At 67.3% G+C, this 20,933-nt stretch carries 19 protein-coding genes; 11 read left to right on the top strand and 8 right to left on the bottom strand.

Going from position 1 to position 20,933, the window contains the following annotated elements; translation table 11 throughout:
• Window positions 1-45: 45 nt before the first annotated feature.
• The 4 genes from KK131_RS17735 to KK131_RS09065 are packed head-to-tail and all read left to right on the top strand — an operon-like array spanning window position 46 to window position 5,999.
• Window positions 46-174, top strand: coding sequence for a hypothetical protein (locus KK131_RS17735; RefSeq protein WP_284731452.1), 129 nt, complete (start codon window positions 46-48; stop codon window positions 172-174).
• A 54-nt stretch (window positions 175-228) separates the two neighbouring features.
• On the top strand, window positions 229-1,761 hold the full coding sequence (locus tag KK131_RS09075) for an efflux transporter outer membrane subunit (protein ID WP_250887433.1): 1,533 nt from the start codon (window positions 229-231) through the stop codon (window positions 1,759-1,761).
• An 11-nt stretch (window positions 1,762-1,772) separates the two neighbouring features.
• On the top strand, window positions 1,773-2,915 hold the full coding sequence (locus KK131_RS09070) for an efflux RND transporter periplasmic adaptor subunit (RefSeq protein ID WP_214556327.1): 1,143 nt from the start codon (window positions 1,773-1,775) through the stop codon (window positions 2,913-2,915).
• A gap of 9 nt (window positions 2,916-2,924) precedes the next feature.
• Window positions 2,925-5,999, top strand: coding sequence for an efflux RND transporter permease subunit (locus KK131_RS09065; RefSeq protein WP_214556326.1), 3,075 nt, complete (start codon window positions 2,925-2,927; stop codon window positions 5,997-5,999).
• 55 nt (window positions 6,000-6,054) lie between these two features.
• Here KK131_RS09065 and KK131_RS09060 read toward each other — a convergent pair whose 3' ends face one another.
• Window positions 6,055-6,810 (bottom strand): Bax inhibitor-1/YccA family protein, encoded by a 756-nt coding sequence (locus tag KK131_RS09060; protein ID WP_214556325.1) that lies wholly within the window; start codon window positions 6,808-6,810, stop codon window positions 6,055-6,057.
• A gap of 123 nt (window positions 6,811-6,933) precedes the next feature.
• Here KK131_RS09060 and hemC point away from each other — a divergent pair, with 123 nt between their 5' ends.
• Window positions 6,934-7,851 (top strand): hydroxymethylbilane synthase, encoded by a 918-nt coding sequence (gene hemC / locus KK131_RS09055; protein ID WP_214556324.1) that lies wholly within the window; start codon window positions 6,934-6,936, stop codon window positions 7,849-7,851.
• Between the two features lie 73 nt (window positions 7,852-7,924).
• Here hemC and KK131_RS09050 read toward each other — a convergent pair whose 3' ends face one another.
• Entirely contained in the window at window positions 7,925-8,734 is an 810-nt protein-coding gene (locus KK131_RS09050; protein ID WP_214556323.1) for a DUF481 domain-containing protein, read from the bottom strand.
• A gap of 100 nt (window positions 8,735-8,834) precedes the next feature.
• Window positions 8,835-9,737, bottom strand: a complete 903-nt coding sequence (locus KK131_RS09045; RefSeq protein ID WP_250887434.1) for a hypothetical protein — start codon at window positions 9,735-9,737, stop codon at window positions 8,835-8,837.
• 105 nt (window positions 9,738-9,842) lie between these two features.
• Here KK131_RS09045 and KK131_RS09040 point away from each other — a divergent pair, with 105 nt between their 5' ends.
• Window positions 9,843-10,826 (top strand): YafY family protein, encoded by a 984-nt coding sequence (locus tag KK131_RS09040; RefSeq protein WP_214556322.1) that lies wholly within the window; start codon window positions 9,843-9,845, stop codon window positions 10,824-10,826.
• Window positions 10,827-10,829: 3 nt separating this feature from the next.
• A complete protein-coding gene (locus tag KK131_RS09035; RefSeq protein ID WP_214556321.1) occupies window positions 10,830-11,771 on the top strand; it encodes a patatin-like phospholipase family protein in 942 nt (313 codons plus the stop codon).
• A gap of 19 nt (window positions 11,772-11,790) precedes the next feature.
• Here KK131_RS09035 and KK131_RS09030 read toward each other — a convergent pair whose 3' ends face one another.
• The 5 genes from KK131_RS09030 to ugpC all read right to left on the bottom strand — a co-directional run bounded on the left by KK131_RS09030 (window position 11,791) and on the right by ugpC (window position 15,979).
• Window positions 11,791-12,159: a DUF488 domain-containing protein gene (locus KK131_RS09030; RefSeq protein WP_214556320.1), complete on the bottom strand. Its 369-nt coding sequence runs from the start codon at window positions 12,157-12,159 to the stop codon at window positions 11,791-11,793.
• A gap of 64 nt (window positions 12,160-12,223) precedes the next feature.
• Complete coding sequence (locus KK131_RS09025; protein WP_214556319.1) at window positions 12,224-12,940, bottom strand: glycosyltransferase family 2 protein; 717 nt, start codon at window positions 12,938-12,940, stop codon at window positions 12,224-12,226.
• Window positions 12,941-13,073: 133 nt separating this feature from the next.
• Window positions 13,074-13,943, bottom strand: coding sequence for a ParB/RepB/Spo0J family partition protein (locus KK131_RS09020; protein WP_214556318.1), 870 nt, complete (start codon window positions 13,941-13,943; stop codon window positions 13,074-13,076).
• 3 nt (window positions 13,944-13,946) lie between these two features.
• Entirely contained in the window at window positions 13,947-14,819 is an 873-nt protein-coding gene (locus KK131_RS09015) for a ParA family protein (protein ID WP_214556317.1), read from the bottom strand.
• Between the two features lie 68 nt (window positions 14,820-14,887).
• Entirely contained in the window at window positions 14,888-15,979 is a 1,092-nt protein-coding gene (gene ugpC, locus KK131_RS09010) for a sn-glycerol-3-phosphate ABC transporter ATP-binding protein UgpC (RefSeq protein ID WP_214556316.1), read from the bottom strand.
• Window positions 15,980-16,108: 129 nt separating this feature from the next.
• On the opposite strand from ugpC, the gene KK131_RS09005 reads away from it, so the two are divergent.
• The 4 genes from KK131_RS09005 to KK131_RS08990 all read left to right on the top strand — a co-directional run bounded on the left by KK131_RS09005 (window position 16,109) and on the right by KK131_RS08990 (window position 20,914).
• On the top strand, window positions 16,109-17,464 hold the full coding sequence (locus KK131_RS09005) for a GH1 family beta-glucosidase (protein WP_214556315.1): 1,356 nt from the start codon (window positions 16,109-16,111) through the stop codon (window positions 17,462-17,464).
• 234 nt (window positions 17,465-17,698) lie between these two features.
• Window positions 17,699-18,073 (top strand): BlaI/MecI/CopY family transcriptional regulator, encoded by a 375-nt coding sequence (locus KK131_RS09000; RefSeq protein ID WP_214556314.1) that lies wholly within the window; start codon window positions 17,699-17,701, stop codon window positions 18,071-18,073.
• A complete protein-coding gene (locus KK131_RS08995; RefSeq protein WP_214556313.1) occupies window positions 18,073-19,668 on the top strand; it encodes a M56 family metallopeptidase in 1,596 nt (531 codons plus the stop codon). Before KK131_RS09000 ends, KK131_RS08995 begins: the two co-directional genes overlap by 1 nt.
• A gap of 208 nt (window positions 19,669-19,876) precedes the next feature.
• Window positions 19,877-20,914 carry a serine hydrolase domain-containing protein gene (locus KK131_RS08990; RefSeq protein ID WP_214556312.1) on the top strand — a complete coding sequence of 346 codons (1,038 nt, stop codon included), beginning with the start codon at window positions 19,877-19,879 and terminating at the stop codon, window positions 20,912-20,914.
• Window positions 20,915-20,933: the final 19 nt, after the last annotated feature.

Raw genomic sequence — 20,933 nt, 5'->3', positions numbered from 1 at the left:
AGGGCATCCGGCCTGCCTTCATCGGGGAGTGGCAAGGTGCTGCCCATGACCGGGCTGCAGGGCGGCAGGGCGTACCCGGGTCGCGATGGCGTGGCTGATCGCGCGGGCCTGCCGAACCGGGCCGACGGATTCGACAAAAATTCGAAAATTTTTACCGTTCTCCTATATATCTGAACTCATCAGTCTGCTATTTTGCCGACCCGGTGCTTCCTTGCCCAGGTCATCCCCTTGTCCCCTTTTCTGTCTGATGCAAAACCCGTCTCGTTCGCCGGCTGCGCTTTCACGCTGCTGGCCGGTCTGGCGCTGGCCGGTTGCGCGGTGGGTCCCGACTACCGGCGCCCCGACGCCCCGCCGGTGGACCGCTTCACGGCGCAGCCCTTGCCGGCCGGCACCGCGGCGGCGAAAGCGGCCGGTGGCGATGCCCAGCGCTTCCTGCAAGGCCGCGACGTGCCGGCGCGCTGGTGGACGACGTTCGGGAACGCCGAGCTGACCCGCCGGGTGAACACGGCGCTGAGCCACAGTCCCACCGTGGCGTCGGCCCAGGCGGCCCTGCGCCAGGCGCAGGAAAATGCCAATGCGGCGCATGGCGGGTTGTTCCCGTCGCTGGACGCCGGCGTCGGCGCCACGCGCCAGAAGCAGTCCGCCGCGCAGTCGGTGGGTTCCGGCGGGCGCGGCCCGTTCACTGTCTACAACGCCTCGGTCAGCATCGGCTATACGCTCGATCTGTTCGGCGGCGTGCGCCGCGGCATCGAGGCGCAGCTCGCGCTGGCCGACTACCAGCGCGCCCAGCTCGACACCACCTACCTGACCCTGGCCGCCAACGTGGTCACCGCGTCGCTGCAGGAAGCCTCGTTGCGCGAGCAGCTGCGCGCGACCGAACAGATCCTCGACATCCAGGGCAAGAGCCTGCAGATCGCCCGCGAGCAACAGCAGATCGGCTCGAAGTCGCTGTCCGACACGCTGGCCGTGCGCGCGCAGCTGGCCGCCACCCAGGCCACCGTGCCGCCGCTGCGCGCCCAGCTCGCCGCGACGCGGAATCAGCTGGCCACCTACCTGGGCACCACGCCGGCGCAACTGGAGCTGTCGCCGCTGACGCTGGACGCGATCAGCCTGCCGCGCGACATCCCGGTCAGCCTGCCCTCGGGCCTGGTCGAGCAGCGCCCGGATATCCGCGCGGCCTCGGCACAACTGCATGCAGCGTCGGCCCAGGTCGGGGTGGCCACCGCGGCGATGCTGCCGCAGATCACGCTGTCCGGCAGTGCCGGTTCGCAGGCGTTGCGCGCGGGCGACTTGTTCTCCGCCGGCACCGGCGCCTGGTCGCTGGGCCTGGGCCTGACCCAGCCGCTGTTCCACGGCGGCGAGCTGCTGCACAGGAAGCGCGCCGCGCAGGCCGGCCTGGACAAGGCCGTGGCGGACTGGCAGCAGACCGTGCTGGTCGCGTTCCAGAACGTCGCCGATGCGCTGCAGGCGCTGCAATACGATGCCGAAGGGCTGGCCGCGCAGGTCGTCGCCGAGAGCGCGGCATCGCAGCAGCTCGCGCTCACCGATAGTCAGTTCCAGCTCGGTTCGACCGGCTATCTCAACCTGCTCGATGCCCAGCGCAGCTTCCAGCAGGCGCGCATCGCCCTGATCCAGGCGCGCGTCGCGCGGCTGGCCGACACCGCTGCGCTGTACGCCGCCCTCGGCGGCGGCTGGCGCAGTGATGCCGGCATGGCCAGCCCCGCGGCAAGCACGCCCACCCCACCCACCGCACCCCACTGAGGAGTTCGCGCATGCCCACGCGCGTCGACAAGAAGCCCAGCACCACCAAGCGCATGATCTGGATGATCGTTGGCGTGCTGCTGCTGATCGCGCTGATCGCCGGCATCAAGGTGCTGCTGGTCATGCGCATGATCCACAATATGCCGAAGCCGGCGCCGTTCACGGTCAGCACCACCACCGCCCGCGCACAGCCATGGCAACCCGCGCTGAGTGCCGTCGGCACCCTGCGTGCGGCCAACGGCGCCGACCTGGCGATGGACGTGGCCGGCCTGGTCACCGGGGTGAACCTGAAATCCGGCCAGGACGTGAAGCAGGGCCAGGTGCTGGTGCAACTGCGCGACGGCGACGACGTGGCCCAGCTGCAACAACTGGAGGCCGCGGCCCAGCTGTCCCAGCTCACCTTCGAGCGGGCGCGCAAGCAGCTTGCGGCGCAGGCGATCAGCAAGGCCGATTACGACACCGCCGCCGCCGATCTCAAGGGCCGGCAGGCCGCGGTGGCACAGCAGAAAGTGGTGGTGGCCAAGAAGCAGCTGCGCGCGCCGTTTGCCGGCCGCGCCGGCATCATCACCACCAGCCCCGGCGACTACCTCAGCGCCGGCACCACGGTGGTGACGGTGCAGCAGCTCGATCCCCTGTTCGTCGATTTCTACGTGCCGCAGAGCGAACTGGGTCGCCTGCAGGTGGGCCAGGCGGTGAACCTGAAGCTGGATGCGTATGCCAGCCGCAGTTTCACCGGCAAGCTCAGCGCGATCAGCCCCAAGGTCGATCTGGGCACGCGCAACGTGCAGGTCGAGGCGACCGTGCCCAACCACGACAAGGCGCTCACCCCGGGCATGTTCGCCAAGGTCAGCGTCGACGTCGGCAGCGAGCAGCCCAGGCTGACGCTGCCGCAGGCGGCGATCGTCTACAACCCGTATGGCGACACCGTGTACGTGGTGCAGCCGTCCAAGGGCAAGGAGCCGCCCACGGTGAAGCAGACCTTCGTCACCGTCGGCGAGACCCGTGGCGACCAGGTGGCGATCCTCAAGGGCATCGAGCCCGGCACCGTGGTCGTGACCAGCGGCCAGATCAAGCTGAAGAACGACGCGCCGATCGCCATCGACAACAGCGTGAAGCCGGCCGACAGCGCCGATCCCGCGCCGCAGGAGCACTGAGCGAACGCCATGAAATTCACCGACCTGTTCATCAACAAGCCGGTGCTGGCGGTGGTCGTCAGCCTGCTGATCCTGGTGCTCGGCGTGCGCGCCGTCAGCAGCCTGAGCGTGCGCCAGTACCCGAAGACCGAGAACGCCACGGTCACCGTCAGCACCGCCTACTACGGCGCCGATGCGCAGACCATGGCCGGCTTCATCACCCAGCCGCTGGAGCAGGCGATCTCGCAGGCGCAGGGCATCGACTACCTGTCCTCCAGCAGCGTGCAGGGCGTGTCCACCATCACCGCGACCCTGCACCTGAACTACGACGCCAACCGCGCACTGACCGAGATCACCACCCAGGTGAATTCGGTGAAGAACCAGCTGCCGCCGCAGGCGCAGCAGCCGGTGCTCAACGTGCAGACCGGCGAGACCGTCGACGCGATGTACATGGGCTTCTACAGCGACGTGCTGCCCACTAACAACATCACCGACTACCTGGCGCGGGTGGTCAAGCCCAAGCTCGATTCGATCGACGGCGTGCAGACCGCCGAGCTGCTCGGCGCGCGCCAGTTCGCCCTGCGCGCCTGGCTCGACCCGGCCAAGATGGCGGCGCACGGCATCACCGCCACCGACGTGAACGCCGCGCTGGCCTCCAACAACTATCTGGCCGCGGTCGGCTCCAGCAAGGGCCAGGCGGTGACGGTCGACCTGACCGCCGACAGCAACCTGCATTCGGTCGACGAGTTCAAGCAGCTGGCGATCAAGCAGGTCAACGGTGCGATCGTGCGCCTGCAGGACGTGGCCACCGTCTCGCTGGGCTCGGAAGATTACGACTTCAACGTGGCCTTCAGCGGCAAGCGGTCGGTGTTCATCGGCATCAAGGTCGCGCCCGACGCGAACGTGCTGGACGTGGCCAAGCGCGTGCGCGAGGCGTTCCCGGAGATCCAGAGCCAGCTTCCCGGCGGCCTGACCGGGCAGATCGTCTACGACGGCACGGAGTTCGTGAACAGCTCGATCAACGAGGTGGTCAAGACCCTGGCCGAGGCGCTGCTGATCGTCACCCTGGTGATCTTCCTGTTCCTCGGCAGCCTGCGTGCGGTGATCATCCCGGTGATCGCGATGCCGCTGTCCCTGATCGGCACCTTCTTCGTGATGCTGGCGCTGGGGTACTCGATCAACCTGCTGACCCTGCTGGCGCTGGTGCTGGCGATCGGCCTGGTGGTGGACGACGCGATCATCGTGGTGGAGAACGTCGACCGGCACATGAAGGAAGAGGGCAAGACGCCTCTGCAGGCCGCCTTGCTCGCCGCGCGCGAGCTGGGCGGCCCGATCCTGGCGATGACCGTGGTGCTGATCGCGGTGTATGTGCCGATCGGTTTCCAGAAGGGGCTGACCGGCGCGCTGTTCAGCGAATTCGCCTTCACCCTGGCCGGCGCGGTGACGGTGTCGGCGGTGATCGCGTTGACGCTGTCGCCGATGATGGCCTCGAAGTTCTTCCGCAGCGAGCAGGAGGGCGGCCGTTTCGTGCAGTTCATCGACCGCCAGTTCGACCGCGTGCACCACGGTTACCAGCGCGTGCTGCACCACACGTTGTCGACCAAGTCGGTAGTCATCGCGATGAGCGCGCTGCTGCTGCTGGCCACCATCGCGCTTGGCATGACGGCGCAGTCCGAGCTGGCCCCGGAGGAAGACCAGGGCATCGTGGTCGGCCAGATCGTGGGGGCGCCGAACACGACGGCGCAGCAGATGAATGTCTACGCGACGCAGATGTTCGACCTGTCCAGGCAGTTGCCGGAATACGAGCAGATGTTCCAGCTGACCGGCGTGCCCACCATCAACCAGGGCATCGGCGGCGTGCTGTTCAAGCCGTGGGACCAGCGTCACCGCAGCGCGCATGAATTGCAGCAGGTCCTGCAGGAGAAGTGGAACGGCATCGCCGGCGGCCGGGTGGCCGCGTTCCAGTTCCCGCCGCTGCCCGGCGCGTCGGGCCTGCCGATCCAGGTGGTGATCACCACCACCGAGCCGTTCGAGAACCTCAACGAGGTGGCCTCCCAGGTGCTGCAGAAGGCGCAGGCCAGCGGCAAGTTCTACTTCGTCGACTCCGACCTCAAGGTCGACAAGCCGCAGAGCACGGTCAGCCTCGACCGCGACATGATCACCACGCTCGGGCTGACCCAGCAGGACGTGGGCGCCGCGCTCGGCTCGGCGCTGGGAGGCGGCTACGTCAATTACTTCTCGATCTCCGGCCGCTCGTACAAGGTGATCCCGCAGGTGTTGCAGGCCGACCGGCTCAACCCTAACCAGGTGCTGGACTACTACATCCGCGTGCCGGACGGCTCGGTGATCCCGGCCTCGACCGTAGCCAAAATCACCCGGCAGGTGGTGCCGCAGTCGCTGAACCGCTTCCAGCAGTTGAACTCGGCCACGATCTCCGGCGTCAGCGGGATGTCGCAGGGCGATGCGCTGGCCTACCTGCGCGATCTGGTGAAACAGGTGGCACCGACCGGCTACAACGTCGACTACGCCGGCCAGTCGCGCCAGTTCACCCAGGAGTCCGGCGGCTTCGGCGCGACCTTGCTGTTCGCCGTGATCATCGTGTTCCTGGCCCTAGCCGCGCAGTTCAACAGCCTGCGCGATCCGATCGTGATCCTGGTCTCGGTGCCGCTGGCGCTGTTCGGCGCGCTGATCTTCGTCAACCTGTTCACCAGCCTCAACATCTACACCGAGGTCGGCCTGGTGACCCTGATGGGCCTGATCAGCAAGCACGGCATCCTGATCGTGCAGTTCGCCAACCACTCGCAGCTCGCCGGCATGTCCAAGCGCGAGGCGATCGAACATGCCGCCGCGGTGCGCCTGCGGCCGATCCTGATGACCACCGCGGCGATGGTGCTGGGCGTGCTGCCGCTGGTGATCGCCTCCGGCGCCGGCGCGGCGGGCCGCTTCAACATGGGCCTGGTGATTTCCACCGGCCTGGCGATCGGCACCGTGTTCACCCTGTTCGTGGTGCCGGCGTTCTACCTGCTGCTGGCCGCCGACCGCCACGGCGGCAAGCCGTCGGATGAGCTGCGGCTGGCGGAGCCCGGGCCGGCGGCGCAGGCCTGAGCAACCGACAGAAGAAAGGCGCGGCCACCCGCGCCTTTCTTCTCGCCCTTTCAGTTCAGTTGCGCGACTGCAGCTTCGACAGCAGGCGCAGCAGCTCCAGGTACAGCCAGACCAGGGTGACCACCAGCGCGAAGGCGCCGTACCACTCCATGTACTTCGGCGCGCCCTGCTGGGCGCCGGTTTCGATCAGGTCGAAGTCGAGGATCAGGTTGAGCGCCGCGATCACCACCACCACCGCGCTGAACGCGATGCCGACGCCGCTGCTGCCGCTGATGAAACCCATCGAGTGGCCGAAGAAGCCCATCGCGAAGTTGGCCAGGTACAGCAGCATGATGCCGCCGGTGGCGGCGACGATGCCGAGCTTGAACTTCTCGGTGGCGCGGATCAGCCCGCTGCGATAGGCCAGCAGCATCGCCGCCATGGTGCCGAAGGTCAGCCCCACCGCCTGCATCACGATGCCGGGATAGCGCATCTCGAAGATCGCCGACAGCGCACCGATGAAGACGCCTTCCACCACCGCGTACAGCGGTGCGGTGATCGGCGCCCAGGTCTTCTTGAACACGGTGGCCAGGGCCAGCACCAGGCCGCCGATGGCGCCGCCGAGCACCAGCGGCAGCATCGCCGGCAGGCTGTCCGGGCCACTGAACCGGCTCCAGCTGACCATCGCGCCGACCAGCACCAGGATCAGCAACAGGCCGGTCTTGTTCACCGTGCCGTTGATCGTCATCGCCTCGTCGCCGCGCGTGAATACCGCACCGCTGGAAGCGTCGAGGAAGGTGTTCTTGTTGAGCGCCGGATTGCCGCTTTGCATGATCTGCTCCCGTGGTTTGCCGCCATCGTAGCGGCTTTGCCGGCGCCCTGCGCCAACATGCCGTTGCGCCGCCGCGCGGAAACTACGCGACAATACGGTCTTGCCGAACCATGCGGAGCCCTGATGAATCCTTCCACCCTGCGTATCGCCACCCGCAAGAGCGCGCTCGCGCTGTGGCAGGCCGAGCATGTCGCCGCGCTGCTGCGCGCGACGCACCCGGGGCTGACGGTGGAGCTGGTGCCGATGAGCACCCGCGGCGACGAGATCCTGGACCAGCCGCTGGCCACGATCGGCGGCAAGGGGCTGTTCCTGAAGGAGCTGGAGGTGGCGATGCTGGAAGGCCGCGCCGACCTCGCCGTGCATTCGCTGAAGGACGTGCCGGCGCAGCTGGAGCCGGGCTTCGCGCTGCCGGCGATCCTGCCGCGCGCGGACGCCGCCGACGCGTTCGTCAGCAATGATTACGCCGACCTCGCCGCGCTGCCCCGCGGCGCGCGCGTCGGCACCTCGTCGTTGCGGCGGCAGGCGCAGTTGCGCGCGTTGCGGCCGGATCTGGTGTTGCTCGACCTGCGCGGCAACGTCGGCACCCGGCTGGGCAAGCTCGACGCCGGCGACTACGACGCGATCGTGCTGGCCTGTGCCGGGCTGGAACGCCTCGACCTCGCCGCGCGCATCCGCTCGCGGCTGGCCGCACCGGACTGGCTGCCGGCGCCGGGCCAGGCAGCGATCGCGATCGAGGCGCGCGAAGGCCAGGCCGGCGTGCTGGCCTTGCTGGCCGCGCTGGACGATGCCGACACCCGGCTCACCGTGAGCGCCGAGCGCGCGATGAACCAGGCCCTGGGCGGCAGCTGCACGGTACCGATCGGCGCCTGGTGCATGCTCGGCGAACACGGCCTGCACCTGCGCGGCATGGTCGGCGACGCGGCCAGCGGCCGGCTGCTGCATGCCGAAGCCGGCGCCCCCAGCGACCAGGCGATCGCGCTGGGCCGGAAGGTGGCGGCGGCGCTGCTGGCGCAGGGCGCCGGCAGCCTGCTCGGACTCTGAGGCATCGCATGACGCAAACGGCCCTCCCGCTCGCGCGGAAGGGCCGGCATGGCTGCGTTTCGGAAATACCGGCTTAGAAGCTGTAGACCAGGTTGGTGGTGGTCAGCGTGTCGGTCTTCTTGGTGCCCGGCAGCACGTCGCTGTTGTGGCGCACCTGGAAGCCGACCTTCAGCGCCAGCTTCCTGGTCATGCTGACCGCCACGCCCGCGTCGTTCTGCAGGTAGGTGTTCTTCGAACCCGCTTCCATCAGCAGCGTGTCCTCGAACGCGGTGTTCTCGGTGAGCTTGTACTTGTAGTTGGCCAGGCCGCGGGCAACCATTTCGCTCTCGGTCGGCTGCTGCTGGTGTACCACCACGCCGTCGACCACCGTGTCGACGTCGGCCGGGCGGTAGCGCTTGTAACCGGGACCGATTTCGAACGACAGCTCGTTGCGCCCGTCCTTGAGCGCGATGTAGCCGTAACCGAGCGAGACGATGCCCTGCCACAGGTTCGCGCCGAAGTCGTCGTGCTCGTAACGGGCGGCACCGACGATGTAGCTGCGCGGATCGAGCTTGAGGCCGACCGAGGCGCCGCCGTCATAGCGGTTCGCGGTGGTGTTGAACTGCTCGATGGTGTTGCCGGCGGCATCGACCACGGTCTGCTGGCTCTTCGAGCGCAGCGCGTCGATGAAGAAGTTGTTCTTCCACTGCTCGTTTTCCTGGCTCAGGCCGAGCTTGGCGTTGACGTTCTCCGAACGCGAGTTGCCGGTGGCCGAAGCAAAACCGAATTCGCCCGAACCGGTCCAGCCGCCGTTGTTGGCCGGGTTGGCGTCGGCATCCTGGGCCTGGACGGCGAAACTCGCGAAGGCGGCCAGCAGCAGGCCGGCGATCAAGGTCTTTTTCATCAGGGGACGGTCCATTTGTTAAACAATAGTAAGACAGCTACCTTAACGGGACGGCTTGAACTTGCAATGAACGGCGCTGCAAAGCCATTCGCGCGAGTCTTCACCCGACTGCCGGCAACTCGCCTGCCAGCGCCGTTTCGTAGACGTGCTGCTCCAGCATCTTGCCCAGCAGGCAGCTGGGCACCGCCACCGCGGCGGCCAGCAGGCCGCCGCCGAAGCGTTCGGTCAGCAGCAAGGCGGCGCACGGCAGCACGTAGATGAAGGTCGCCGCCACGAAGCGCGCCGGCGGCACGTCGTGCACCTCCGTTTCGCTGCCCGCGCCATGCGGCACGCCCAGGGATTGCCAGCGCATGCCTTCGAGCAGCCCCAGCAGCAGGGCCAGCGCCAGCAGCAACAGTATCCACGGATACGCGCGCTGCGGCGGCTCCAGCCCGCCCTGCACCATCATGCACAGCCACAACCACAGTCCGCCGCCGTACCAGGCGGTGACCAGCCGGCTCACCGGCAGCGACGACGACACCCGCTGCAGGCCGGGCGACAGCCGGCTGCGATAGCGGTAGGCGGTATAGACCAGGCTGACCAGGCTGCACAGCATCAGCGCCACGCCGGCCAGGCGCATCGCCGGGGTGTGCCCGTGGCCGTCGCCCAGGATGATCACCAGCAGCACCGGCAGGAAGGTCACCAGCGCCATCAGGGCCGCCCGCGACGCCCAGCGGCTGCGGCCCGGCGGCCAGCCGTACCAGTCCGACGCCGCCGGCAGGCGCAGGCGAACCAGCAGCAGGCCCGCCCCGACCAGCGCGGTGCCGAGTATCAGCGGCATGCGCATGTCGCAGCGGCCGATCCGCTCCATCCCCAGCGCCAAGCCCATGCCGAGCCAGATCCACAGACCGTAGCCGCTGATCGCCAGCACCCGCAGCAGGATCTCCGCATAGCCCGACGGGCGTACATCGACCACGGTGGCGTCAGGCATGGCGTCCAAGTGCAGTTCGCGGAGAAGGGGCATGAGGCGTCCGATGGGAGGCGACGGCGATGCCGCGGCGACTTGCGGCCGCCACAGGCCGCCGCCATGCTACACAACGCCTCTTCCCCACGATATGCCGACGACCCCATGGATCGCTACGAACGCATACTGACCCTGCACCGGCTGCTGAAGTCGGCGCACTATCCGATTCCGCTGTCGCGCCTGCTCGGCGAACTGGAGTGCTCGCGCGCCACGCTGTACCGCGACGTGGCCTTCCTGCGCGATGCGCTGGGCGCGCCGATCGAAAGCGCCGGCACCGACCAGGCCGCGTTCCGCTACGAAGTGGGCGAGGGCGAGAAGTTCGAATTGCCCGGGCTGTGGCTGACCTCCGACGAACTGGCCGCATTGCTGGCGCTGAACGAACTGATCAGCCGCTCCGGCCCCGGCGTGCTGGCCGGCGCGCTGGCGCCGTTCAAGGCGCGCATCGAAGGCCTGCTGTCGCACCAGGACAGCGGCAAGGCACTGCCGATCGAGCGCATCCGCGTGGTCGCGTGGGGCGAACGCAAGCTCGACCAGCAGGTGTTCCGCATCGTCGCCGGCGCGGTGCTGGAGCGCAGGCAGCTGCGCTTCCGCTACCGCGCGCGCACCACCAACGCGGACAGCCGCCGCACGGTGTCGCCGCAGCGGCTGACCCACTACCGCGACAACTGGTACCTCGACGTGTGGGACCACGACCGCCACGCGCTGCGCAGCTTCGCGGTCGACCGCATCGCCGACGCGCAGGCGCTGGACACGCCCGCCACCGACGTGGCCGATGCCGACCTCAACGAGCTGCTCGCCTCCAGCTACGGCATCTTCGCCGGCAAGCCGAAGGCATGGGCGACGATCCGCTTCTCGTCGCATGCCGCGCGCTGGGTCGCCGACGAACACTGGCACTCGCAGCAGAAGGGCGAGTGGCTGCCGGACGGCCGCTACGAGCTGAAGCTGCCCTACTCCAATTCGAAGGAACTGCTGATGGACGTGCTGAAGTACGGCCCGGACGCGGAAGTCGTGGCGCCGCTGTCGCTGCGCGAGGAAATGAAGATCCTGCTGCAGCTGGCGCTCGGCGGTTACCAGCCGGCGCAGGGCTGAGCGATGAACGCCACCGAGGTCGCCACTGCCGTCCCGGCGCCCGTGCCGCACCGGCCGACCGTGGCGCTGGCGCTCGGTGCCGGCGGCGCGAAGGGGCTGGCGCACATCGGCGTGATCGAGGAAATCGAGGCGCAGGGTTTCCGGATCGTGGCGATCGCGGGCGCTTCGATGGGTGCGCTGATCGGCGGCATCCATGCGGCGGGCAAGCTCGACGTGTATCGCGACTGGGTCTGCGCGCTGGCCAAGCTCGACGTGCTCAGGCTGGTCGACTGGACGTTCACCGGCGGCGGCCTGATCAAGGGCGAGAAGATCATCGAGACCATGCGCGGGCTGATCGGCGACGTGCAGATCGAGGAGCTGCCGCTGACCTTCACCGCGGTCGCCACCGACATCGATCGCGGCCGCGAAGTCTGGCTGAGCCGCGGCGGCCTGTTCGATGCGATCCGCGCGTCGATCGCGATCCCCACCGTGTTCCGCCCGCACCTCGTCGACGGCCGCCGGCTGGTCGATGGCGCCCTGCTCAATCCGCTGCCGGTGACGCCGCTGATCCGCGAAGCCGCGGACTACCTGATCGCGGTCAGCGTGGACGGCCCGGCGATGACAGCCACGCCGCCGGAACCGCCGATCCAGCCCACGGCCGCGGAAAACGGCTATCGCCACCGCATCGGCGAGTTCATCGGCCGGATGATCCCGCGCGGTGAAACCCGCCCGCGCGAGCCGGGCACGTTCGAGCTGCTGGCGCAGTCGATGGACCTGATGCAGGCGAATCTGTCGCGCCTGCGCTTGGCCGCGTACGCGCCGGACCTGCTGATCCAGCTGCCGCACAACATGGCTCTCGCCTACGAGTTCTACCGCGCGCGCGAACTGATCGAACTGGGCCGCGTGCAGGCGCGCGCGGCGCTGGCGAACTGGCCGCGCGCCGGTACGCCGCAGCGCGAGGCCTGAGTCGCGCCGCGCCTCGGCCTCAACGCGGACCGTGCGTGCGCAGCCAGTTTTCCAGGTACGCCTTCATCGCCACCGCGTTGTTGTGCTCTTCGTCGCGCGCGCCGTAGAGCAGGGTGACGTGGTGCCGCGCGGCCCGTTCGGCCAGCGGCTGCCAGTGCTCGGCCAGCGCATCCAGCTCGCTGGCGTAGCGGTGGCGGAAACCGTCCCACAGCGCGGGGTCATGCCCGAACCACTTGCGCAGGGCGGTCGACGGCGCCAGTTCCTTCGCCCACAGGTCCAGCGGCACCGCCTCCTTCTTCAGCCCGCGCGGCCACAACCGGTCGATCAGCACGCGATAGCCGTCGGCTTTCGCGGCCGGTTCGTACACACGTTTGACGGCGATGCTCATGGACGGTCTCCCGAAAGAAAGACCTCCAGCATACGACTGCCGGACCAGCGCAGCGTGATCCGGGTCAGAGTTCCTCGACCCGGGTGACCTTGCCGCGACGCATCAGCCACGCCACGCCGCGCAGGTCGGCCAGGCCGACCCACAGCCGATCCAGCATGCCGTACTTGGACACGCCGGCGGTGCGCGGGCGATGGCCCACCGGCACGCTCTGGCTGGCGAAGCCGGCGCGCTTGACCAGCGCCGGCAGGTAGCGGTGCATGTGGTCGAAGTAGGGCAGGCGCAGGAACACCTCGCGCTCGAACAGCTTCAGGCCGCAGCCGGTGTCCGGGGTGGCGTCACGCAGCATGCGCGAGCGCACCGCATTGGCGATCTTCGAGGAAATGCGCTTGTTGAAGCTGTCGCGGCGGGTGGTGCGCCAACCGGCGAACAGCCGCATGTCGGCCGATGCCGCGTCGCGCGCGGCGAGCAGCTTCGGGATGTCGGCCGGATCGTTCTGGCCGTCGCCGTCCAGCGTGGCGATCCATGGCGACGCGGCCGCGCGCACGCCGTTCCACACCGCGGTGCTCTGGCCGCTGCGGGTGACGTGGTGCAGCACGCGCAGCTCCGGGTGCAGCGCCTTCTGCGCAGCGAGCACGGCGCGGCTGTCGTCGCTGGAATCGTCGTCGACGTAGATCACTTCGTAGTCGACCCGGCCGCGCAGGGCGGCGGCGATCTCGGCCAGCAGCGGCGGGATGTTGTCGCGCTCGTTGAAGACGGGGACGACGACGGAGAGTTGCGGCATGGGGCAGGCCTTTCAGCGGGAACGGGCGCTGCGCCTGACGCAGCAACGGGGCAGTTTAATGCCAAAGCGCAGACTGCTCCCTCCTGCGTGCAGGGGCCTCCCCTGCAAAGCAGGGGAGGGAGCAAAGCATGCGTCAGCGGATCTTGCCGAGGATGCCTTCCAGCTCGTCGTTGCTGTGGTAGTGGATCACCAGCTTGCCGTGGCCGCCGCGACCCTGGGCCAGTTCGACCCGGGTGGCCAGGCGTTCGGCCAGTTCGCGCTCCAGCGCGGTGATGTTCGGGTCGCGCGCGGATGCGTGCTTGGCCTTGCCTTTCGGCGCGGTCTGCGCGCGGCGCGCGGCTTCTTCCAACTCGCGCACCGACCAGCCCAGGGTCGAAGCCTGGCGCGCCAGCGGCACGGCGATGGATTCGTCCAGGGTGAGCAGGCAGCGGGCGTGGCCCATTTCCAGCTTGCCGTCGTCGAGCAGGCGCTTGATCGACTCCGGCATCTCGGTGAGCCGCAGCATGTTCGACACCGACGCGCGCGAACGGCCGACCGCATCGGCGGCCTGCTGGTGGGTGAGGTCGAAGTCGTCGATCAGCCGCTTCAGCGCGTCGGCTTCTTCCAGCGGGGTGAGGTCCTGGCGCTGGATGTTCTCGATCAGCGCCATCGCCGGCACCGCCGCCTCCGGCACGCTTTTCACCAGCGCCGGCAGTTCGCTCAGCTGGGCCCGCTGCGCCGCCCGCCAGCGGCGTTCGCCGGCGATCAGCTCGTAGCTGTTCCTGCCGATCTCGCGCACCACCACCGGCTGGATCAGGCCCTGCGCCTTGATCGACGCGGCCAGCTCGTCCAGCGCCTCGTCGTTCCAGTGCCGCCGCGGCTGGTACTTGCCGGGCTGGATCTGCTGGATCGGCAAGATGCGCAGCTCGCCTTCCTGGGTCAGTACCGACGGCGCGGCGTCGCCGTCGCCGCCGAGCAGGGCGTCCAGCCCGCGTCCCAATCCACGTTTTTTCGCAGCAGCCATGCCTTATTCCTGATGGTTGGCGGCCGGCGCCTTGAGCGTCGGGCCGCTGTCGCCGTGCGCGGGCGCGGGCGGTTCGATGTCGTCGACCGGATCGACCGGCCCGCTGCGCGGCAGCCCGCGCTCGCGCCGGATCACCTCGCCGGCCAGGCCGATATAGGCGATCGCGCCGCGTGAGCTGCGATCGTACAGATGGATCGGCTGGCCGTGGCTGGGCGCCTCGGCCAGGCGCACGTTGCGCGGGATGATCGAGCGCAGCACCTTGTCGCCGAAATGCTGGGTGAGCTGGGCCGAGACCTCGTTGCCGAGGTTGTTGCGCACGTCGTACATGGTGCGCAGCAGGCCCTCGATCTCCAGCGCGGGGTTCAGCCGGTGGCGCACTGCCTTGACCGTGTCGAGCAGGCTGGACAGGCCTTCCAGCGCGAAATATTCGCACTGCACCGGGATCAGCACGCCATCGGCGGCGGTCAGCGCGTTCAGCGTGAGCAGGTTCAGCGACGGCGGGCAGTCGATCAGGATGGTGTGGTAGTTCGGCGCGATCTTCGCCAGCACTTCCTTCAGCCGGTGCTCGCGCGCCAACGCGTCCATCAGCTTCAGCTCGGCCGCGGTGAGGTCGCCGTTGCCCGGCAGCAGGTCGTAGTGCGCGTCGGTGGGCACGATCGCCGCGGCGATCTCCACTTCTTCCAGCAGCACTTCGCAGCCGCTCGCCTTGATGTCGCGCTTGTTGACGCCCGAGGCCATCGTGGCGTTGCCCTGCGGATCCAGGTCGACCAGCAATACCTTGCGCTTCGCGGCGGCCAGCGCAGCGGCGAGATTGACGGCAGTGGTGGTCTTGCCGACGCCGCCTTTCTGGTTGGCGACAGCGATGATGCGGGCCATGGATGGATAGCTACCGTACGCGGGAGAGGGTTAGTGTAATGCCTCGCCCCGCCCAGCGCTGCCCGCGCTCAGGCGCCGATCCGCGCCCCGCTGGCGGCATCGAACAGGTGCAGCCGCTCTGCCGCCAGGCCCAGCGCCAGCGTGCTGCCCGGCTCGGGCAGGGCCCGCGGCGCCACGCGCGAAACCAGTGCCTGGTCGCCGTGGCGCAGGTTCAGGAAGATCTCGTTGCCGACGGGCTCGATGACCTCCAGCTGCGCACTGAGCGCGGCGACAGCGGCATCCTGCGGCTGCAGGTCCTCCGGGCGGATGCCCAGCACCACTTCGCGGTCGCGCCACGGCTGCCACGCCCGTGCCTGCGCCGGCTCGCCCAGCGCGATGTCGCCGTGCGCAGTGGCCAGCTTCCAGCCATCGGCCAGCCTGAGCGTGCCGTGCAGCTGGTTCATCGCCGGGCTGCCGACGAAGCCGGCCACGAACAGGTTGGCGGGCTTTTCGTACAGGTTCATCGGCGTGTCGATCTGCTGGATCACCCCGCCGTCCAGCACCACGATGCGCCGGCCCAAAGTCATCGCCTCGATCTGGTCGTGGGTGACGTAGATCATGGTGGCCTTGAGCTGGCGGTGCAGCCGCGCGATCTCCACCCGCATCGACAGGCGCAGCTTGGCGTCCAGGTTGGATAGCGGCTCGTCCAGCAGGAACACCTTGGGGTCGCGCACCAGCGCCCGGCCCAGCGCCACGCGCTGGCGCTGGCCGCCGGACAGCGCGGCCGGACGCGAGGCCAGCCGCGCCTCCAGTTCCAGCGTCTTCGCCGCCGCCGCCACGCGCCGGTCGATGTCGGCCTGCCTGTGGCCGCGCAGCTTCAGGCCGAAGCCGAGGTTCTCGGCCACCGTCATGTGCGGGTACAGCGCGTAGTTCTGGAACACCATCGCGATGTCGCGATCCTTCGGCGCCACCTCGTTGACCACGCGGCCGTCGATGCTCAGCGTGCCGCCGCTGATCGACTCCAGCCCGGCGATCATGCGCAGCAAGGTGGTCTTGCCGCAGCCGGACGGCCCCACCAGCACCAGCAGCTCGCCGTCGGCGATCTCGAAGCTGGCGTCGGCCACCCCGACGTGGCCGTTCGGATAAACCTTGCGCAACTGGTCCAGACGCACGGCAGCCATGAATTCTCCGGGGGTTGGCCACGACGGCCGTCATCGCCGAAGCATGCACTTGTCTGCACATCGACGAAACATTCGGCTATTCTGCCGATGTAATCGTTTACATCAAGCACTTTGGCTGCAGGAACCTCCATGACCCGCCCCAGCTTCCGCTTTCCCGACGGCTTCCATTGGGGTGCGGCCACTTCGGCCTATCAGATCGAGGGCTCGCCGCTGGCCGACGGCGCCGGCCCCAGCATCTGGCAGCGCTTCGCGCATACGCCGGGAATGATGGTCAACGGCGATACCGGCGACGTCGCCTGCGACCACTACCGCCGCTACAAGGGCGACGTGCAGCTGATGAAGGCGCTGGGCCTCAAGGGCTACCGCTTCAGCATCAACTGGGCGCGGGTGCTGCCGGAGGGCACCGGCCGGGTCAATCCGAAGGGGCTGGATTTCTATTCGCGGCTGGTCGACGAACTACTGGAAAACGGCATCGCGCCGAACGCCACGCTGTTCCACTGGGACTTGCCGGCGGCGCTGGACGACCGCGGCGGCTGGCTCAACCGCGACATCGCGCACTGGTTCGCCGAGTACGCCGAAGTGATGTTCAAGGCGCTGGACGACCGCGTGCCGCGCTGGTCCACCCTCAACGAACCCTGGGTAGTCACCGACGGCGGCTACCTGCACGGCGCGCTGGCGCCGGGCCACCGCAACAAGTTCGAGGCGCCGATCGCCGCGCACAACCTGATGCGCACCAGCGGCGCCGGCATCCAGGCGTATCGCGCGCACGGCCGGCACGAGATCGGCGTGGTGTTCAACATCGAGCCGAAGTACCCGCACTCGGACAGCGCCGAAGACCTCGCCGCCACCCGCCGCGCGCATGCCTACATGAACCAGCAGTTCGCCGACCCGGCCCTGCTGGGCAGCTACCCGCCCGAGCTGAAGGAGATCTTCGGCGAGGCATGGCCGGATTTCCCGGCCGACGATTTCAGGCTGACGAACCAGCCGGTCGATTTCGTGGGCATCAACTACTACACCCGCGCGGTGGTGAAGCACGACGCGAACGCGTATCCGTTGCAGGCGGTCCCGGTGCGCCAGCCGAACAAGACCCACACCGAGACCGGCTGGGAAGTGTTCGAGCAGGGCCTGACCGACACGCTGACCTGGTTCAAGCAGCGCTACGGCGACATCCCGCTGTTCATCACCGAAAACGGTTCGGCGTTCTACGACCCGCCGGTGGCCGAAAACGGCGTGCTCGACGACCCGCTGCGCACGAACTACCTGCGCAGGCACCTCAAGGCGCTGCACGAGGCGATCGCGGCGGGCGTGAATCTGAAGGGCTACTACGCGTGGTCGCTGCTGGACAACCTGGAGTGGTCGCTGGGCTTCTCCAAGCGCTTCGGCCTGTACCACGTCGACTTCGCCACCCAGCAGCGCACGCCCAAGGCCAGCGCGAAGCTGTATGCGCAGGTGATCGAGAGCAACGGCGGTGTGCTGGACGAATGACCGTCGCCGATCTTCCCTGACCGTTCGGATGCGTGCGCTTGGGGATTGGGATCAACTCGCCGTCGCACATGGTCACCGCATGGTCGCTCTCAGTGGCGGAGCCCGACCCGAGCTCGTCGACAACGCCATGTCGCTTCGCGTAACAGACTATCGATCAACTATATCTATAGTTTACATGTCGAAAAGTCCCGAGTATCTACTACACCTATAGTAGATGCGGAATGGGCGGACGCCATGAAGATTTCCCTCACCGATCGCGAAGCCGATGTCATGCAGGTGCTATGGGATCACGGACCCTCGCTGGTCGCCGAAGTCCGCGGACGATTGAGCGACAGGCTCGCCTATACGACGGTGCTCACTGTGCTGCGCACGCTCGAAGGCAAGGGCTATGTAGGGCACGAGGAAGAGGGGCGCGGGCATCGGTACTTCGCCAGCGTCAAGCAGCAGGCCGCGCGCAAGAATGCTGTGCAGCACCTAACCGACAAGCTGTTCAAAGGCTCGGCTGAGCTGCTCTTTTCACACATGGTGTCGGACCAGAAGCTCAGCCCCGAGCAGATACGCCGCATGCGGCAACTGCTGGCCGAACGCTCCGACAAAGAGAAGCCGTGATGATTGCCTGGATGATGTATGTCGTTCTGGTCACGCTCACGCTGAGTGTGGCGGCGCTTGTAGCCGAACGTGCGGCAAAGGTCCGCCTGGCTGCAACGCGGTGGGTATGGGTCCTATCGCTGGCTGGCTCGCTGATGCTGCCGACGGTGATTGCGTCCGCGTCGATCCAACTACCCGACGCCCTCAAGTCCAGTACCGCGTCGACGTCGATCGTCCTACGCGAGACGACATCGATACCGATGCCGCCGGTGCTGCTCGACTTTGAGGGCACACAGTCATACGCGACATCCGACCGTATCGATACGCTAATGCGCGGCATCTGGGTGGCGGCCTCGGTATTGATGGCGCTGATCCTGGCCCTCGGCTCCGTACTGTTGGATCGGCGCAAGCGTGGCTGGAGCGAAGGAAGCCTGTGCGGCGAGCGTGTCCTTATCGCGCCCGACGCAGGGCCAGCTGTCGTCGGCCTGATGCACTCGCGCATCGTCGTGCCTGCGTGGTTGCTGCAGGTCAGCGACGAACAGAAGCAATGCACGATTGCCCATGAGCGCGCGCATATAGCTACACGCGATCCGCAGCTCGTCGCGCTCGCTTTGGTGCTGCTGATGCTGATGCCCTGGAATCCGCTGCTTTGGTGGCAGTTCTGCCGCCTGCGTCGGGCCATTGAGGTAGATTGCGATGCCCGCGTTCTGCGCGGCGGGCATGATCTCGGCACGTACTGCGAAACACTGATCCAGGTGGGCCAGCGCCAATCGAGCCGCATCGGGGTGGTACCGGCTATGTCCGATTCCGCATCGTTCCTTGAGCTGCGGATCCGGCACATGCTGCGCAAGCCGAACAAATGGGCAAAAGCTTCGGCGGTGGCACTGATATGCATTTCGCTGGGCATGGCGGTCTTTGCTACGCAAGTCATACCGCCCGATACCAGCCATCAGGGCGCTCATGCCGCGGTCGTGCTGAGCAGTGCCACGCTTGACCGCTACACGGGTTATTACCTGGTCAGCCCCATTTCGGCCATTACCGTGACACGTGCCGACAACGGTCTTACTGTTAGCGTCAGCGGGCAGATGGCAGCGCCGAAGCCATATCACCTCGTCCCTCTCAGCAAGACACGGTTCGCCATTAAGGGCATGGATGCCACCATGCACTTCGTCACGGACGCCCATGGGTATGCCTCGCGTCTGGTCGCCACCCAAAACAAGGACGGACGCGAATTTCTTGATCGTCCGCGCACCGACAAGGCCACCGCCGACCGGATCAATGCTGCACTAGCAACGCGTATCAAAGCGCAGAAGCCATTCCCGGGCAGCGAGAAGGCATTGCAACTGTTCCTCAGCGATCCCGACGGTGGCGCCGGCATGAGCAATGACCTCGCTTGGGTACGAAACCAACAGAAGGCGTCGAGAGAGAAGTATCTCGCTGAGATCGGACCGGTCGAGTCCTACACATTCAAGGGCGTCAGCAAGTTCGGCCAAGACACCTATCTCGTCAAACGCCAACACGGTGCAGAAACGGTGTACCTGGTGGTCGACGAGGACGGAACCCTGGCGACCGCCGTCCGATTTTCCTCGATGATCCCCGCGCCACCACAGACCTGACCGACAGCTTGCCCGCATCCGATCCGCCCGTGGCCATTACGAATGGCCGCAATGAGTCCCTGTGCCGGCTTTTCCCTTCAGGAGGGATGACGTGAGACGTATAGCACCACGCTACGCTGCCTTTCGATCAGCCTCATTCCGCTTGGTTCGCCGTCTTGCCGTCTTTTTCCTTGCGGCTCTCTCGACATCGACTTTCGCCCAGTCCTATATGGGCCCCACTGATTCCAAGGACCCTACATTCGCGAGGCTCGACAGGTTTGCCTCCGGACTGACGACTGAAGGCAAGTTCTCGGGTGTCGTGCTGGTCGCCAGGAATGGGCATGTTTTGTTCGAGAAGGCCTACGGAAAGCGTGACGCCAAGGGCGACGATCCGAACACGGTGGATACGCGCTTCAACCTCGCCTCGGCCGGCAAGATGTTCACCAGCGTGGCGGTGTGGCAGCAAATTGCGGCAGGCAAGCTTTCGCTGGATACCCTCGTAGGCGACGTGCTGAAGGACTATCCGAATCGCCGCTTTGCCGACACGGTCACTGTCCGCCAGTTGCTGACGCATACCAGCGGCGCGGGGGATGTCCCGCTGCTGGACAACGAGAATGCGACCAATCGCGCGCACGTGCACAGCGTTGCCGACATGGTCGCGCTGGAAAGCAAGCAGCCGCCTGCTTTCACGCCCGGCTCGAAGCTTGTCTACAGCAATTTCGGCTTCGTCGTTCTGGGCCGCATGGTGGAAGTCGTTTCCGGCGAGGACTACTCGGCCTACCTGCGTCGCCACATCTTCGAACCGGCCGGCATGACGCACACCGGATCTATCGACTGCGTAACAACGGCTCCCGATCTGGCCGTGGGTTATTCCATCGTCGACGGCAAGCGGGTGTTCCACTGCGAAACCCTGCCGGGGTTTCCGGCTGGCGGCGAGGCATCCACCGCTGGCGACATGTACCGCTTCGTTCAAGCCTTGCAGTCCGGCCAGCTGATTCCACCCGCGCTATTCGCGCAGGCAACCCAGACCTATCGCTTGTTCATGGGTCTGGGCTTCTTTGCAACCGGCTATGGCCCGGGAGTGCCGGCGTGGGAGTTTCGCTGGGGCCACGGTGGCTCGGGGTCTGGTGTGTGCGCCGATGTGCGCACCTATCCGCGTACCGGTGAAACCATCATCACGCTCGCCAACAGCGAACCGCCGGACTGCTATCCCGTGGCAGGGTTCCTTCACGACGATTACGCAAAGCGACGTGGCGGGCACAAATAGTCTGAAGAAGCCCAGTTGA

This window comes from Rhodanobacter sp. LX-99, assembly GCF_018599185.1.
Taxonomy (GTDB): Bacteria; Pseudomonadota; Gammaproteobacteria; order Xanthomonadales; family Rhodanobacteraceae; genus Rhodanobacter.
The sequence above is the reverse complement of the archived record's forward strand: the minus strand, read 5'-3'. Positions and strand labels throughout refer to the sequence as shown.